Source organism: Mycobacterium parmense, assembly GCF_010730575.1.
In the GTDB taxonomy this organism is placed as follows: domain Bacteria; phylum Actinomycetota; class Actinomycetes; order Mycobacteriales; family Mycobacteriaceae; genus Mycobacterium; species Mycobacterium parmense.
This window is the reverse complement of the sequence record NZ_AP022614.1, coordinates 1,819,679-1,834,928: the sequence shown is the minus strand read 5'-3', so window position 1 is coordinate 1,834,928 and position 15,250 is coordinate 1,819,679. Positions and strand designations below refer to the sequence as shown.

General features: G+C 69.9%; 11 protein-coding genes. 5 read left to right on the top strand and 6 right to left on the bottom strand.

The features are described from left to right. Window positions 1–29 precede the first annotated feature (29 nt). On the top strand, window positions 30–1,454 hold the full coding sequence (locus G6N48_RS08310; protein ID WP_085270749.1) for an MFS transporter: 1,425 nt from the start codon (window positions 30–32) through the stop codon (window positions 1,452–1,454). A gap of 28 nt (window positions 1,455–1,482) precedes the next feature. On the opposite strand, the gene G6N48_RS08305 is transcribed toward G6N48_RS08310, so the two are convergent. Next, complete coding sequence (locus G6N48_RS08305) at window positions 1,483–3,066, bottom strand: mannosyltransferase (protein ID WP_085270750.1); 1,584 nt, start codon at window positions 3,064–3,066, stop codon at window positions 1,483–1,485. A gap of 284 nt (window positions 3,067–3,350) precedes the next feature. Here G6N48_RS08305 and G6N48_RS08300 point away from each other — a divergent pair, with 284 nt between their 5' ends. Then, on the top strand, window positions 3,351–3,794 hold the full coding sequence (locus G6N48_RS08300; RefSeq protein ID WP_085270751.1) for a universal stress protein: 444 nt from the start codon (window positions 3,351–3,353) through the stop codon (window positions 3,792–3,794). 29 nt (window positions 3,795–3,823) lie between these two features. Here G6N48_RS08300 and G6N48_RS08295 read toward each other — a convergent pair whose 3' ends face one another. Beyond that, window positions 3,824–4,501 (bottom strand): MBL fold metallo-hydrolase, encoded by a 678-nt coding sequence (locus G6N48_RS08295; protein ID WP_161494237.1) that lies wholly within the window; start codon window positions 4,499–4,501, stop codon window positions 3,824–3,826. Between the two features lie 147 nt (window positions 4,502–4,648). Here G6N48_RS08295 and uvrA point away from each other — a divergent pair, with 147 nt between their 5' ends. Next, entirely contained in the window at window positions 4,649–7,570 is a 2,922-nt protein-coding gene (gene uvrA, locus G6N48_RS08290) for an excinuclease ABC subunit UvrA (RefSeq protein ID WP_085270753.1), read from the top strand. A 25-nt stretch (window positions 7,571–7,595) separates the two neighbouring features. On the opposite strand, the gene G6N48_RS08285 is transcribed toward uvrA, so the two are convergent. The 4 genes from G6N48_RS08285 to lysX all read right to left on the bottom strand — a co-directional run bounded on the left by G6N48_RS08285 (window position 7,596) and on the right by lysX (window position 13,928). Continuing rightward, the gene (locus G6N48_RS08285; RefSeq protein WP_085270754.1) at window positions 7,596–8,783 is read right to left on the bottom strand and encodes a winged helix DNA-binding domain-containing protein; all 1,188 of its coding nucleotides are present in this window, start codon (window positions 8,781–8,783) and stop codon (window positions 7,596–7,598) included. Between the two features lie 2 nt (window positions 8,784–8,785). Further along, a complete protein-coding gene (locus G6N48_RS08280; protein WP_085270781.1) occupies window positions 8,786–9,025 on the bottom strand; it encodes a PspA/IM30 family protein in 240 nt (79 codons plus the stop codon). 23 nt (window positions 9,026–9,048) lie between these two features. Further along, on the bottom strand, window positions 9,049–10,521 hold the full coding sequence (locus tag G6N48_RS08275; RefSeq protein WP_179969860.1) for an alpha/beta hydrolase-fold protein: 1,473 nt from the start codon (window positions 10,519–10,521) through the stop codon (window positions 9,049–9,051). 77 nt (window positions 10,522–10,598) lie between these two features. Further along, entirely contained in the window at window positions 10,599–13,928 is a 3,330-nt protein-coding gene (gene lysX / locus G6N48_RS08270; protein WP_085270755.1) for a bifunctional lysylphosphatidylglycerol synthetase/lysine--tRNA ligase LysX, read from the bottom strand. Window positions 13,929–14,390: 462 nt separating this feature from the next. Between lysX and infC the strand changes: the two genes are divergently transcribed. Beyond that, the gene (gene infC, locus G6N48_RS08265; RefSeq protein WP_085270756.1) at window positions 14,391–14,978 is read left to right on the top strand and encodes a translation initiation factor IF-3; all 588 of its coding nucleotides are present in this window, start codon (window positions 14,391–14,393) and stop codon (window positions 14,976–14,978) included. 49 nt (window positions 14,979–15,027) lie between these two features. Further along, a complete protein-coding gene (gene rpmI, locus G6N48_RS08260) occupies window positions 15,028–15,222 on the top strand; it encodes a 50S ribosomal protein L35 (protein ID WP_085270757.1) in 195 nt (64 codons plus the stop codon). The last annotated feature ends 28 nt before the right edge of the window (window positions 15,223–15,250 follow it).

Here is a 15,250-nt window from a genome sequence, read left to right as displayed (position 1 = left end):
ACAGCGGGGGTACCCCATACGGTGGAGGCGTGACGGACATCGCCAGCCCCCCGGCCAGCTGGCGCGAACTGCTCGGCGGCAGGTATCTGGGCACGTCGATAGTGCTTGCCGGCGGTGTCGCCCTGTATGCCACCAACGAGTTCCTGACCAGCAGCCTGCTGCCCAACACCCTCGCCGAGATCGGCGGCAGCCGCCTGTACGCGTGGGTGACGACCCTGTACCTGGTGGGTTCGGTGGTGGCCGCGACCATGGTCAACCCGATGCTGCTGCGCGTCGGCGCGCGCACGTCCTACCTGACCGGGCTCGCGGTGTTCGGCGCCGCCAGCCTGGTGTGCGGGGCGGCCCCGAACATGGAGGTCCTGATAGCGGGGCGCGCCCTACAGGGCGTGGCGGGCGGCCTGCTCGCCGGTCTGGGCTACGCCGTGATCAACGCCGCGCTGCCCCGCTACCTGTGGACGCGGGGCTCGGCGCTGGTGTCGGCGATGTGGGGTGTGGCCACGGTGGTCGGGCCGGCTACGGGCGGCCTGTTCGCGCAGTTCGGCCTGTGGCGGTGGGCGTTCGCCGCGATGGCGGTGCTGGCCGCACTGATGGCGATGCTGGTGCCCGCCGCGTTGTCGTCGACCACGGTCGACCCGAACCCGGACAGCACGGTGGTGAAGGTTCCGGTGTGGTCGCTGCTGCTGATCGGCGCGGCCGCGCTGGCGGTCAGCGTCGCCGAGATTCCGTCCGACTTCCTGGCCACGGTCGGGCTGCTCGCGGCGAGCATCGTCCTGTTCGGCCTGTTCGTCATCGTCGACTGGCGTATGCACGCCGCGGTGCTGCCGCCCAGCGTGTTCGGTCGCGGGCCGCTGAAGTCGATCTACCTGACCATGGCGGTGCTGATGGGCGCCGCGATGGTGACCACCTACGTGCCGTTCTTCGGGCAGCGGCTGGCGCACCTGAGCCCGCTCGCGGCCGGCTTCCTGGGCGCGGCGCTGGCTCTGGGCTGGACGGTCAGCGAGATCGTCAGCGCGTCACTGACCAACCAGCGCCTGATCGGCCGGGTCATCGGCGTCTCGCCGATGGTGGTGGCGTCGGGGCTGGCGCTGGGCGTGGCGGCCCGGCACACCGAATCGTCGGTGTGGACCTCCGCGCTGTGGGCGGTGGCGCTGCTGGTCGCCGGCATCGGCATCGGCATGGCGTGGCCGCACCTGTCGGTGCGCGCGATGGCCTCCGTCGACGATCCGGCCGAGGGCGGCGCCGCCGCGGCGGCGATCAACACCGTGCAGCTGGTCTCCGCCGCGTTCGGTGCGGGCCTCGCCGGCGTCGTGGTCAACTCCTCCATGGGCGACGACCTGCTGGCGGCCCGCTGGTTGTTCACCGCGTTCACCGCCCTGAGCGTCGTCGGTCTGGCGGCCTCCTACAGCGCGACCCGCGGCGCCCGCCCGACAGACCGGGTCGACAGCCTGCGCTGACTGAGCCCTTCTCGTCGTTTGACGGCGGTCACCGCGTGGACTTGACCACCTGTGAGTAGTGGAACTGCCAGCGTTCGACGATGCGGAAGCCGAGGTAGCCGGCGAAGCGGTACGCGGGGGAGCGGCCGAAAGCCGGACCGGGCGGCAGCGACCGACCGGCCTGGTGGGCGGGCAGCGACCCGTCCCGGTCGGTGATCGTCCAGATCACGCCGCACTTGTTGAGCTTGGCCGTCGTCAGCCACACGGCCACGTGCCCGTCCCACAGCGAGCCGACCGCCGGCCCGTACGCGCCGCGTTCGACGTCGATCAGCGAATGGAAGGCGGCCGGTCGGGCGGCGAGCAGGGCCCGGATCGGGCCGGGCCGCCACGGGACGGTGTTGTCCACCATCAGGCAGTCGCCGGGCGCGGCGTGCGCGCTGACGAGGTCGGCCACCTGGCTGTAGTCCCAGCCCTCCTTGGCGTACGGCCACCGCTGGACGAACAGGTAATTCGGCAGTCCGGCCGCGGCGAACAGCAGGACGCCGACGGCGACGAGCCCCGGCCGGCGCGCGAGCGTCACGATGCACACGGCGAGCAGGATGGCCATCGCCGGCGTGGTGAGGATCAGGTAGCGGGGGTAGTAGATCGGCTCGCTGACCCCGGAGTAGACGACCACGAGGACGGTCGGGACGACGATCCAGGCCAGGCAGATGAGCACGAGCCGGCGCATGTCGCCCGCGGGGCCGCGGGCGCCGGCCAGCCGGGCCGCCGCCGCCGTGACCAGGGTGACCGCCGAGAGAACGGCCACCGCAACGCTGTGGTCGAAGTACTGGCGCTGGACGATGTCGAACGCGTAATGCCAGCTGAGCGGGTAGATCCAGTTGACCTGCCACACCTGGCCGTGGGCGAACATGATGAACGGCGTCATGAGCCCGACCGCGACGGCCGAGGCGACGGCCCACCGAACCAACGGCGATCTGGCCTGTTTGTCCGGCGCCGAAAGAGCCACCAGCACGGCGTGGACCGGCACCAACAGGATCAGGTTGAGGCTGAGCAGAATCGAGACCATGAACGTCAGCGCATAGGACAGCCACAGCCGCGGGCGGTTACGGCGGGCCGCAGCGACGAGCAGCACCGTCAGCCAGATCGCCGCGGCGACCGACATGGCGTACGAACGCGCCTCCATGCCCGCCCAGGTGGTGCGCGGCAGGATGGCGAACACCAGGCCCGCGCACACCGCAGTCGTGCGTCCGGAGAACTGCCGGGCGAACACGGTGACGCCGGCGGCGGCCGCCCCGACCGCCAGGGAGCTCGGGAACCGCGACCAGAACTCGGTCGGCGGGAACACGGCGAACCAGCCGTGCATCAACAGGTAGTACAGGCCGTGCACGGCGTCGATGTGTGCGAGCAGCCGCCACAACTCGGGCAGAGTCCTGCTGGCCGACGCCGAGATGGTGGCGGCTTCGTCGAACCAGAACGACGGCCGGCAGGCCCAGGCGGCGCTGATCACGGTGGCGACGACGGCAATCGCCCACGGGTCGAGGAACCGGCCCGCAGGCGGCGCCGCCACGGGCTCGGCGACGACGTCCGGGGCGCGCTGCTCGAGGTTGGGCTCGGCGGTCGGCATCGTCATGATGCTTGTCACTTTAAGGCTGAGGCGACGAACCGGCTCACGAAAGAGCCCCTCGCATTCGCACCGCGCGCCCGCCATTTTACGAAAAGTCGGGTAATGCAATACTTTCCACCGGCGGCGCCGGGATTCGATTGCGTTTCCATGGGCAATATTGTGCGTTGATGCAGCGTGGCCCCCTGATGCCGCACTCGCCACGCCGCGCTGTGTCGCCAATCTGACCACTGTGTAAACGGCAAACACGATACTGTCTGGGGTTGGCTGACCAACCGAAACTGGGAGGGTAAATGAGTGCCTATCGGACCGTGGTGGTGGGGACCGACGGATCGGATTCATCCTTGCGCGCGGTGGACCGGGCGGCCGCTATCGCCGGTGCCGACGCCAAGTTGATCGTCGCGTCGGCGTACTTACCCCAGCACGAAGACGCGCGCGCCGCCGACGTCTTGCGGGACGAGAGCTACAAGGTCTCGGGCACGGCGCCGATCTACTCGATTCTGCGCGACGCCAGGGACCGCGCACACGCAGCCGGCGCCAAGAACGTGGAGGAGCGACCGGTCGTGGGCGCCCCGGTCGATGCGCTGGTGCACCTGGCCGAGGAGGTGCAGGCCGATCTCCTGGTGGTCGGCAATGTGGGTCTGAGCACCATCGCGGGCCGGCTGCTCGGGTCGGTGCCGGCCAACGTGTCCCGGCGGGCCAAGACCGATGTGCTGATCGTGCACACCACCGCGTAAGTCCAAGTCCACGGCTGCCGCCGCGTCGGTCACCAGCGCCGTTCCCGCCACTCCTCGAGGTGTGGGCGCTCGGCGCCCAGGGTGGTGTCGTCGCCGTGGCCGGGGTAGACGACGGTGTCGTCGCCGAAGCGGTCGAATACCCGGGATTTGACGTCCTGGTAGAGGGAATCGAACTCGGCCGCCTTGGTGGTCCGCCCGAGACCGCCCGGGAAAAGGCAGTCTCCGGTGAACAACTGGGTGACGCCGCCGGTCGCGGGGCCGTCCAGGGCCAGGGCGATCGATCCGGGCGTGTGCCCGCGCAGGTGGATCACGTCGAAGCTGAGCTTGCCGACCTGCACGGTGTCGCCGCCCGACAGCAACCGGTCGGGCTTGATCGGCAGCGGCCCGGCGTCGATCTCGTTGGCGGCCGTCGGCGCGCCGGTGGCGGCCGCCACCGCTTCCAGCGCCTGCCAGTGGTCGAAGTGCTGGTGGCTGGTGACGATCAGCGACACCTTCGGGGCGTGGTCGCGGATCAGCCCGAGCAGCGTGTCGGCGTCGTTGGCGGCGTCGATCAGCAGCGTTTCCCCGGTCTCGGAACACGTCACCAGGTAGGCGTTGTTGTCCATGGGGCCGACCGACGCCTTGAGGATCGTGGCGCCGGGCAGGCAGCGGCGGGCGGCGGTGCCGGGCTCGACGTGTCCGGTGTAGTTGTCGTCCAGGACGCTCATGTGGGCCACGTTACTGGTCGTCCGTTGCTTGTCGGTACGGGCACATAGCATGGAGTGCGCCGTGCGCGATGCATGGAAAGCGCCGCGCGCGACCTCGTCTCCGAAGGACCGCCACCGGCACGTCACAGTCTCACTGAGAGGGGCAGCGTGGCTGACCGCCTGATCGTCAAGGGCGCCCGCGAACACAACCTGCGCGGCGTCGATCTCGACCTGCCCCGCGACGCGCTGATCGTCTTCACCGGGCTCTCCGGGTCGGGAAAGTCCTCGCTGGCCTTCGACACGATCTTCGCCGAGGGGCAGCGCCGGTACGTGGAGTCGTTGTCGGCCTACGCCCGCCAGTTCCTGGGCCAGATGGACAAGCCCGACGTCGACTTCATCGAGGGGCTGTCGCCCGCGGTGTCGATCGACCAGAAGTCGACCAACCGCAACCCCCGGTCGACGGTCGGGACGATCACCGAGGTGTACGACTACCTGCGGCTGTTGTACGCGCGCGCGGGCACCCCGCACTGCCCGGTCTGCGGCGAGCGGATCGCCCGCCAGACGCCCCAGCAAATCGTCGACCAGGTGCTGGCGATGCCGGAGGGCACCCGGTTCCTGGTGCTGGCGCCGGTGGTCCGCACGCGCAAGGGCGAATTCGCCGACCTCTTCGAGAAGCTCAACGCCCAGGGCTACAGCCGGGTTCGGGTCGACGGCGTGGTGTACCCGCTGACCGACCCGCCGAAGCTGAAGAAGCAGGAGAAGCACGACATCGAGGTGGTGGTCGACCGCCTCACGGTCAAGGCGAGCGCCAAGCAGCGGCTCACCGACTCGGTGGAGACCGCGCTGGGCCTGGCCGACGGCATCGTGGTGCTGGAGTTTCCCGATCACGTGGGCCACGAGCCGGATCATCACCGCGAGCAGCGGTTCTCCGAGAAGCTGGCCTGCCCCAACGGGCACCCCCTGGCCGTCGACGACCTGGAGCCGCGGTCCTTCTCCTTCAACTCCCCGTACGGCGCCTGCCCCGAGTGCAGCGGCCTGGGCATCCGCAAGGAGGTCGACCCCGACCTGGTGATCCCGGACCCGGAGCGCACCCTCGCCGAGGGCGCGGTCGCGCCGTGGTCGGCCGGACACACCGCGGAGTACTTCACCCGGATGATGGCCGGGCTCGGCGACGAGCTGGGCTTCGACGTCGACACCCCGTGGCGCGAGCTGCCGGCCAAGGCGCGCAAGGCGATCCTCGAGGGGTCCGACCACCAGGTGCACGTGCGCTACCGCAACAGGTACGGCCGCACCCGGTCCTACTACGCCGACTTCGAGGGCGTGCTGGCGTTCCTGCAGCGCAAGATGGCGCAGACGGAGTCCGAGCAGATGAAGGAACGCTACGAGGGCTTCATGCGCGACGTGCCCTGCCCGGTGTGCGAGGGGACCCGCCTCAAGCCGGAGATTCTCGCGGTAACCCTGGCGGCGGGCAAGCACGGCAAGAAATCCATCGCCGAAGTCTGCGAGCTGTCCATCTCCGACTGCGCAGACTTCCTGAACGCGCTCACCCTGGGCACCCGCGAACAGGCGATCGCCGGGCAGGTGCTCAAGGAGATCCAGTCGCGGCTCGGCTTCCTGCTCGATGTCGGGCTCGAGTACCTGTCGCTGTCGCGGGCCGCGGCCACGCTGTCCGGCGGCGAGGCCCAGCGCATCCGGCTGGCCACTCAAATCGGCTCCGGGCTGGTCGGCGTGCTGTACGTGCTCGACGAGCCGTCGATCGGTCTGCATCAGCGCGACAACCGTCGGCTCATCGAAACCCTCACCCGCCTCAGGGATTTGGGGAACACGCTGATCGTCGTCGAGCACGACGAGGACACCATCGCCCATGCCGACTGGATCGTCGACATCGGACCGCGGGCCGGCGAGCACGGCGGCCTCATCGTGCACAGCGGCACTTACGCCGAGCTGCTGGCGAACCGGGAGTCCCTGACGGGCGCCTACCTGTCGGGCCGCGAGAGTATCGAGATGCCCGCGGTCCGGCGGCCGGTGGACCGGCGGCGTCAGCTGACCGTCGTGGGCGCCCGCGAGCACAACCTGCGCGGCATCGACGTGTCGTTCCCGCTCGGCGTGCTGACCGCAGTCACGGGCGTGTCGGGTTCGGGCAAGTCGACCCTGGTCAACGACATCCTGGCCGCGGTGCTGGCCAACCGGCTCAACGGCGCCCGGCAGGTCCCGGGACGGCACACCCGGGTCACCGGCCTGGACCACCTGGACAAGCTGGTGCGTGTCGACCAATCGCCCATCGGCCGGACGCCGCGCTCCAACCCGGCCACCTACACCGGGGTGTTCGACAAGATCCGCACCCTGTTCGCGGCCACCACCGAAGCCAAGGTGCGTGGCTACCAACCCGGCCGGTTCTCCTTCAACGTCAAGGGCGGCCGCTGCGAGGCCTGCACCGGCGACGGCACCATCAAGATCGAGATGAACTTCCTGCCCGACGTGTACGTGCCGTGCGAGGTCTGCCATGGCGCGCGCTACAACCGGGAAACCCTCGAGGTGCATTACAAGGGCAAGACCATCTCCGAGGTGCTCGACATGTCGATCGAGGAGGCCGCCGAGTTCTTCGAGCCGATCAGCGGCATCCATCGCTACCTGCGCACGCTGGTCGACGTCGGCCTCGGCTACGTACGGCTCGGCCAGCCCGCGCCCACGTTGTCCGGTGGCGAGGCCCAGCGGGTGAAGCTGGCCGCCGAGCTGCAGAAGCGCTCGACGGGCCGCACCGTCTACATCCTCGACGAGCCCACCACGGGCCTGCACTTCGACGACATCCGCAAGTTGCTGAAAGTCATCAACGGGCTTGTGGACAAAGGCAATACGGTCATCGTCATCGAGCACAACCTGGACGTGATCAAGACGTCGGACTGGATCGTCGACATGGGCCCCGAGGGTGGCGCCGAGGGCGGAACCGTCGTCGCGCAGGGCACTCCCGAGGACGTCGCCGCGGTGCCCGAGAGTTACACCGGGAAGTTCCTGGCCGAGGTCATCGGGCGCTCCGGCGCGGCATCGAGCGCGCCGCGGCGGCCCGGCCGAAAGCGCAAGGCCACCGCCTGATCGGCGGCCGGCGGGCTGGGCGCGATCAGATCGCCAACCCCGCCGTGGGGCCGGCCTTGGACAGCGGCGACGGGAAGCGCGGGTTGACGCGCACGCCGTCCAGCCACGACGTCAGCTCGTCGGCCCGTCGCCGCAGGGCGGCCCGCCCGTCGCGGCCCGGGTCTTCCAGCAGCTGCAGCCGCACCCGTGCGCCGTCGTCCTGACACCAGCCGCCCACCACGCGACCGTTCCACCACGCCGTCGGGCCGGCGTTTCCGGTGCGGTCGAAGACCTGCCCACGGTGCGCGCCCAGGTACCAGTCGCGCTCGAACCAGCCCATGGTGGTGGGATCCAGTCCCGGCAGCAGCGCGCACCAGGGTGGCGGATCCGGTTCTGGCTCAGTGTCGTTGGCCAGCACGAAGCCCGGACCGCCGTGCAGGTCCACCTCCACCGCGCCGGCGTGGGCCAGGGCCCTGCGCGCGGCCGTCAGCGTGGTGCCGAACCACCACTTGAGGTCCGCCGCGCCGGCCGGGCCGAAGGCCCGCAACCATCGGCGGGTCAGTTCGGCTTGCGCGTCGTCGGCGAGCGCCGGCTCACCCACGCGCCCCAGCCACGCCGGGGTGGCGGCCCAGCGTGGTCGCGACGTGGTCCACGCCCCGTCGTTGGGCCCGCGGACGATCTCGCCGCGCGCCGAGAGCAGCGTCAGCACCCGCGGGGCCAGCGGCACCTTGCCTCCCCAGGGTTTCCCCGGCGCGGGGTCGTAGGTTCCCGCGAGTTCGGGCAGCGCGGCCCGCAGTTCCGTGCTGGTGGCGGGGCCGTGCTCTTTCAGGTGACGCAACCCCGCCGCGCAGGCCCGCCGCACCCACTGCGCACCGTCGGCGGCCACCCCGGACCGCTCGACGTCGCCGACCAGGCGGCGATGCTCGGTGTGGGCGACGCGGTCGCTGGCCGCCGACTGAACCCGGGCAAGGTCGCCGGCGTTGACCACCCACAGCGTCCGCCGCATCCCCAGATGCCGCAGGGCGGAACGCTTCTCGTACAGCTCGGCATCGAGGTCCGTCGTGACGAATCCCGGGGACCGGGCCCACAGTGACAGGTAGGGGGTGGCCGGATCGGTGGCATGCAGGCCGACGAGCGCCGTGGTGATCGTGGCGACCGAAACCGCTTCCGCGTCGGCCAGGAAGTGTCTGCGCGCCAGCCGGTTTCGCCGCTCGGCGACGGTGAATGCGCGCAAGCTCAACGCTCGCCGTCGCGCATGGTTTCGCGGATCTGGGCCAGCCGCTCGGCCGCGGCGCGTTGCCGTTCCTCGAATTCCCGGTCGACGGTCCGGCCCTCCGGTGACTCCGCGTCGAGTTCCGCCGCGCCCTGCGCCGTCGCGAACCGGTCCTCGACCTTCTCCCGCACGGAGTCCCACGTCGGCACGCCCGCGCTGTCGTAGCCGGGGTCGTCAGGAGTCGATGGTGGCTGCCCGGGCATGCCGATCACGCTACTGGGCGCGGCTATCGAGTGGTGGGGCCGGAGCGCTGGGCCGGGACCACCACCGGGCCGGCGGCCGCCGTCGGGGCCGACGCCGCGGGTAATGCCGTGCGCGCAACATCCGGCGTGCCCAGCCGGCCGGCCAGCCACGGCAGGGCCGCCGCGAAGGCGCGGTCGGCGAACGGCCAGTCGTGCTTGCCGGGTTGGGGGATCACCGCGCAGTCGATCCCCTTGGCCCGGCCCGCCGCGCACAGCGAGTAGGCCGCCGCGGTCTGGTTGCCGGGGTTGGCGGCCGCCTCCCGGGCGGCGAGGCGGATCGCACCGCTGTCGGTGATCGTGATGTCGCGGCGCGGCGGACCGTCCGACGAGATCGCGAACCAGCCGGCCGTGTCCGCGTACGGCCCGTGCCGTTCGATCACCGTGGTGGGGTCGAACGCCGCCCATGCGTCGGCGTTGCCGCCGAACAGCCTCGCGATGGTCTGCGCCCTGGTGCCGGCGTTGGGGGAGAAGTCGCCCGCGACGTCGACGAAGGCGCTGAACAACTCCGGGTGCATGACCGTCAGGTCCACCGCGCAGGTCCCCCCCATCGACCAGCCCGCGACGCCCCAGTGGGTGCGGTCGGGACTGACGCCGAAGTTCGAGATCATGAACGGCACAACGTCTTTGGTCAGGTGGTCGGCGGCGTTGCCGCGGACGCCGTTGACGCACTCCGTGTCGTTGTTGAACGCGCCCCCGGAGTCGGCGAACACCAGGACCGGCGCCTTGCCGTCGTGGGCGGAGGCGAAATCATCGATCGTCTTGACCGCGTTGCCCGCGCGTGTCCAGTCCGACGGCGTGTTGAACTGCCCGCCGATCATCATGACCGTCGGCAACTTCGGCGGCGGGCTGGTCGCGAACCATTCGGGTGGTAGGTACACGAGCTCGCCGCGGTGCTTGAAACGCGATGCGTCGGAGGGGATCAGCACCGGCACCACGCTGCCGTGCGGCGGCCGGGCGCCGCGCGCTGCCATCGCGGTGACAGTGGCTCTGTCGGTCTGGTCGGGAAGCGGCCCGGCGGTGAGCTGGCTCCACGCCGCCTGCACGGTGGGGAAGTAACCGACCCACAAGTTGAGCACCAGCGTCGCGCTGAGCAGACACAACGGCACGGACAGCAGCGCGGCGCCGCGCCGCCAGGGGCGCGCGCGCCGCCAGCCCAGGATCGAAACCCCGACCGCCATGCCGGTCAAGGCAATCCAGAGCCACAGCGCCGGGGGTGCGGGCTCCTCGGACAGGCCGCGGTCGACGATGTACCAGTGCGTCAGGTACGCGGCGGCGGCGCCGCCCAGGGCGGCGACCGGCAGCCAGAGCACGCGCCAGCGTCGCGACCGCCGGCCGACGGCCAGCATCAGGACTGCCGCGGCGATGAGCTGGATCGTGGTGGGCACCCAGCCGTGCATCAAAGAGGTGTGACCACTCGCCAGCAACTGCGGGTGATCGGACGCTGTCACGTCATTCATTGTGATCTATTGTTAACGCCCCTGGAACAAATTCACCGACGTGTTCGCTGTGGACTCGTTGGGATTCGCGGCCCCGGTCAGTGCGGCTTGGCCAGCGGGAACGGCAGCGTCTCGCGGATGCTGCGACCCGTTATGAGCATGACGAGCCGATCTATCCCCATGCCCAGCCCGCCGGTCGGGGGCATGGCGTATTCCATTGCCTGCAGGAAGTCTTCGTCGAGTTCCATCGCCTCGGGATCTCCGCCGGCGGCCAGCAGCGACTGCTGCTGCAGGCGGCGCCGCTGCTCGACGGGGTCGGTCAGCTCGCTGTAGGCGGTGCCGAGTTCGACACCCCACGCCACCAGGTCCCAGCGCTCGGCCACCCCGCTCTTGCTGCGGTGCGGCCGCGTCAGTGGCGACACCGACGTCGGGAAGTCGATGTAGAACGTCGGTTTCTCGGTCCGGTCCTCGACGAGGTGCTCGTAGAGCTCGAGCACCACGGCGCCGGCGTCCCAGTGCGCCCGGTAGGGGATGTGCACGGCGTCGGACAGCTTGCGCAGCGTGCTCAACGACGTCTGCGGATCGACCTGTTCGCCCAGCGCCGCCGACACCGCGTCGTGCACGGTCACGACCGGCCACGGGCCCGAGATGTCGACCGGCTCGACCCCGCCGCCGTCGGCGCGGGGCCGCAGCACGACCTCCTCGCCGTGAGCGGCCCGGGCGGCGTTCTGGATGAGCTCGCGGCAGCCGTCGATCCATACCGTGTAGTCCGCGTGCGCCTGGTAGGCCTCGAGCAGGGTGAACTCCGGGTTGTGGCTGAAGTCGACGCCCTCGTTGCGGAAGGCTCGTCCCAGTTCGAACACCCGCTCCACGCCGCCGACGCACAACCGCTTCAGGTACAGCTCCGGGGCGATGCGCAGGAACAGGTCCATGTCATAGGTGTTGATGTGCGTGACGAACGGCCGCGCGGTGGCGCCGCCGTGGATCTGCTGCAGGATCGGGGTCTCGACCTCGATGAAGCCCTTGGCGAACAACGTGTCGCGCACCGAACGCAACACACCGCTGCGAGCCTTTAGCAGGTCACGCGACTCCGGGTTGACCGCCAGGTCGACGTAGCGCGTCCGCACCCGCGCCTCGGGATCGGTCAGGCCCTTCCACTTGTTCGGCAACGGCCGCAGGCACTTACCGGTCATCCGCCAGTCGTGCACGATCAGCGAGCGGGTGCCCTTCTTGCTGAAGCCCATGTGCCCGGTCACCTCGACCAGGTCGCCGAGGTCGATGGCCGCGGTGAAATCGGCGACCCGCCCGCTGCCCAGGCACGAATTGTCAAGCAGCACTTGCATTTCGCCGGACCAGTCGCGCAACTGGGAGAACAGCACCCCGCCGTAGTCCCGGATGCGCAGGATCCGTCCCGCCACCGAGACGGTCTCCTGGTCGTCGGCGTCGAGCGCCTGGGCCACGGTGTGACTGGGCGGAGACCCGACGGGGTAGGCGTCGATGCCCTGACGCCGCAGGATCTTCAGCTTGGCCAGCCGCACCCGCACCTGCTCGGGCAGGCGCGACGTCGACTCCGGCGACTCGGGGTCTTGTTGGGCCTGCAGCCCGCTGACGTCCGGCGCCGACCCGTCGTGGTGCAGCAGGCCGGTCGCCACCAGGCGCTCCGGCACCGCGGTGTGGTGGCCGGTGTGCTCCTTGTCGCGGCGGTTGAACGGCAACACCAGAAAGCCCTCGGCGAGCGCCGAGGCGACCCCGACGCGGGGGATCAGCCGCGCGTCCTCGTAGCAGGCGTAGCGCGGAATCCATTCGGGTTGGTACTTCATGTTCGAGCGGTACAGCGTCTCGAGTTGCCACCAGCGCGAGAAGAACAGCAGGAAGCCGCGCCACAGCCGGGCGACCGGGCCGGCGCCCAGCTGGGCGCCCTGTTCGAAGGCCGACCGGAACATCGCGAAGTTCAGGGAGATGCGGCTGATGCCGAGGTTCTCGGCATTGAGCGCGAGCTCGCTGACCATCAGTTCGATGGTCCCGTTGGGGGATTGCGGGGACCGTCGCATCAGGTCCAGCGAGACGCCGGTGGTGCCCCAGGGGACCAGCGAGAGCATCGCGACGACCGTGCCATCGCGGTCCCTGGCCTCGACCAGCAGGCAGTCGCCGTCGGCCGGGTCGCCGAGCCGGCCCAGCGCCATGGAGAACCCGCGTTCGGTCTGGGTGTCGCGCCAGGCGTCGGCGCGCGCGATGGTGTCGTCCATCTCGTCGGCCGAGATGTCGCGGTGCCGTCGGATACCCACGGTCAATCCCGCCCGGCGGGCCCGGGTCACGGCCTGCCGGACGCCGCGCATGTCCGGGCCGGACAGCTTGAAGTCGCTGGCCCGCAGAATGGCCTCGTCGCCCAGTTCCAGCGCGTTGAGGCCTGCCCCGCGGTAGGCCCGGGCTCCCTGCGTGCTGGCGCCCATGACCCCCGGCGCCCAGCCGTAGGTCTGGCACAGCCCCAGCCAGGCGTCGATGGCCCCCGGCCACGCCCTCGGGTCACCGATCGGGTCGCCGCTGGCCAGGCAGACGCCGACCTCGACCCGATAGGTGATGGCGGCGCGACCGCTCGGCGCGAACACCACAGACTTGTCGCGGCGGGTGGCGAAGTAACCGAGGGAGTCGTTCTTGCCGTACAGCTCGAGCAGCCCGCGGATAGCGGACTCGTCCTCACCGGTCAGCGCGTTCTCGGCCCGCTGGGACTGGAACAGCACGATCGTGGCGGCGATCAGCGCGAGCGCGCCGAAGAGGCCGAACATGGCGTTGAGGAAGGTGTGCGGCCGGCCGGTGAACAGGTCGGGATCGGCGATGGCGAAGCCGATCACCCGGTTGACCACGTACGGCAGCCGGTCCTGACGCTCCAGCGTTCCGGGAAACACCTCGACCAGGCCCCAGGCCACCAGGATTCCGACCAGGTCGGCCAGGACCAGGACGATGGCCGCCTTGACCAGCGCGCCCTTGCGCACCTTGGCCCAGAATTCCCGGTAGGACAGCACCAGCAGAACGATCACGAGGACGTGCAGGGCGAAGCCGAGATTCTCGCCGAGGGTCTCGGCTGCGGTGTTGTCGCCCGCGGCGATGTCGGCCACGTTGAGGGCGGCGGCCAGGATCATGTTGCCGAGCAGCAACAGCCACGCCACGCGCTTGCGCGCGGTCAGCGCCGCCGCCAGCAACGCCAGGATGAAAGACCACGCGATGCTGGTGTCGGGGAAGTTGAACAGGTAGCTGTTGATGAACTCGCGCGGGACCTTGATCAGGAACCGGATCAGTGGCGACACGCTGGCCAGCAGTGACACGGTCGCAATGACGCCGACGGTCCAGCCGGCCGCCGCCGGTACCCAGTGGTACCGGGACCGCGACCGGCTACCGAGGCGTGGCCCCGAAAGACGGTGAGTGAGTGTCACAGACCGCGAGGATATGCCCTCACTCCGTGAAAAGCCTGACGAAGCGCCAAGAGTTGCTAACACCAGCCGGGTCTGGCCGGACCGGCAGCGCAGGCCCGGGCGCCCGGTCGGCCGTCCCGCGACAGCTGAAGTGCAAAAAGGCCTGCCGCGGCTGCTAAACTGACCACTGCGACCATTCCGGCTAACGCCAGGAACAGTTAAGTGGAGTCCCACTCCCACCGCTGGCCATGAAACTTTTCGGAGTTCTTCAGGGCGCAGCGGTCCGGTCACAGGCGTTGTGTACGCCTGTTCCGCGGGCAACGCGGGCGGCTCGAAGCCGCGATCGGTCGGCACCGGGCCCTGCTTTTTGCAGGGCTTTCTTGCTGATGGCGTGGTGTCTTCGCCGCTGAATCCCGACGGCCCCCCGGTGCCGGTCGCGAACTGGATCACCAGAGGACCCGAAAGCCCAACAAGGGAGGCCCCATCAGCACTGAGACCCGCGTCAACGAGCGCATCCGCGTACCTGAAGTTCGATTGATCGGCCCCGGGGGAGAGCAGGTAGGCATAGTGCGCATCGAAGACGCACTGCGCGTCGCCGCAGACGCCGATCTCGACCTTGTCGAAGTCGCCCCGAACGCCAGGCCACCGGTCTGCAAGATCATGGACTACGGCAAGTTCAAATACGAGGCGGCGCAGAAGGCGCGCGAATCCCGCCGTAACCAGCAGCAGACCGTCGTCAAAGAGCAGAAGCTGCGACCGAAGATCGACGATCACGATTACGAGACCAAGAAGGGCCACGTCATCCGCTTCCTGGAGGCGGGGTCGAAGGTGAAGGTCACCATCATGTTCCGCGGACGCGAGCAGTCCCGCCCCGAGCTGGGCTACCGCCTGCTGCAGCGGTTGGGGGCCGACGTCGCCGACTACGGTTTCGTCGAGACCTCCGCCAAGCAGGACGGCCGCAACATGACGATGGTGCTGGCACCCCACCGCGGCGCGAAGACTCGTGCGCGCGCGCGGCACCCCGAGGGGGGCGGCGCACTGCCCGAGACGGACGAGTCGGACGACGCCTGACCGTCCCCACCCCCAGCGACCACAGCAGAACCCAAGGACTAGAGGAAACATGCCCAAGGCCAAGACCCACAGCGGTGCTTCAAAGCGGTTCCGGCGCACCGGAACCGGCAAGATCGTTCGACAGAAAGCCAACCGGCGCCACCTGCTCGAGCACAAGTCGTCCAGGCGGACCCGGCGGCTGGATGGCCGCACGACCGTCGCGGCCAACGACACCAGGCGCATCAACGCGCTGCTGAACGGCTGACCCCACCAACCCAGTGCCGGGCGGCCAG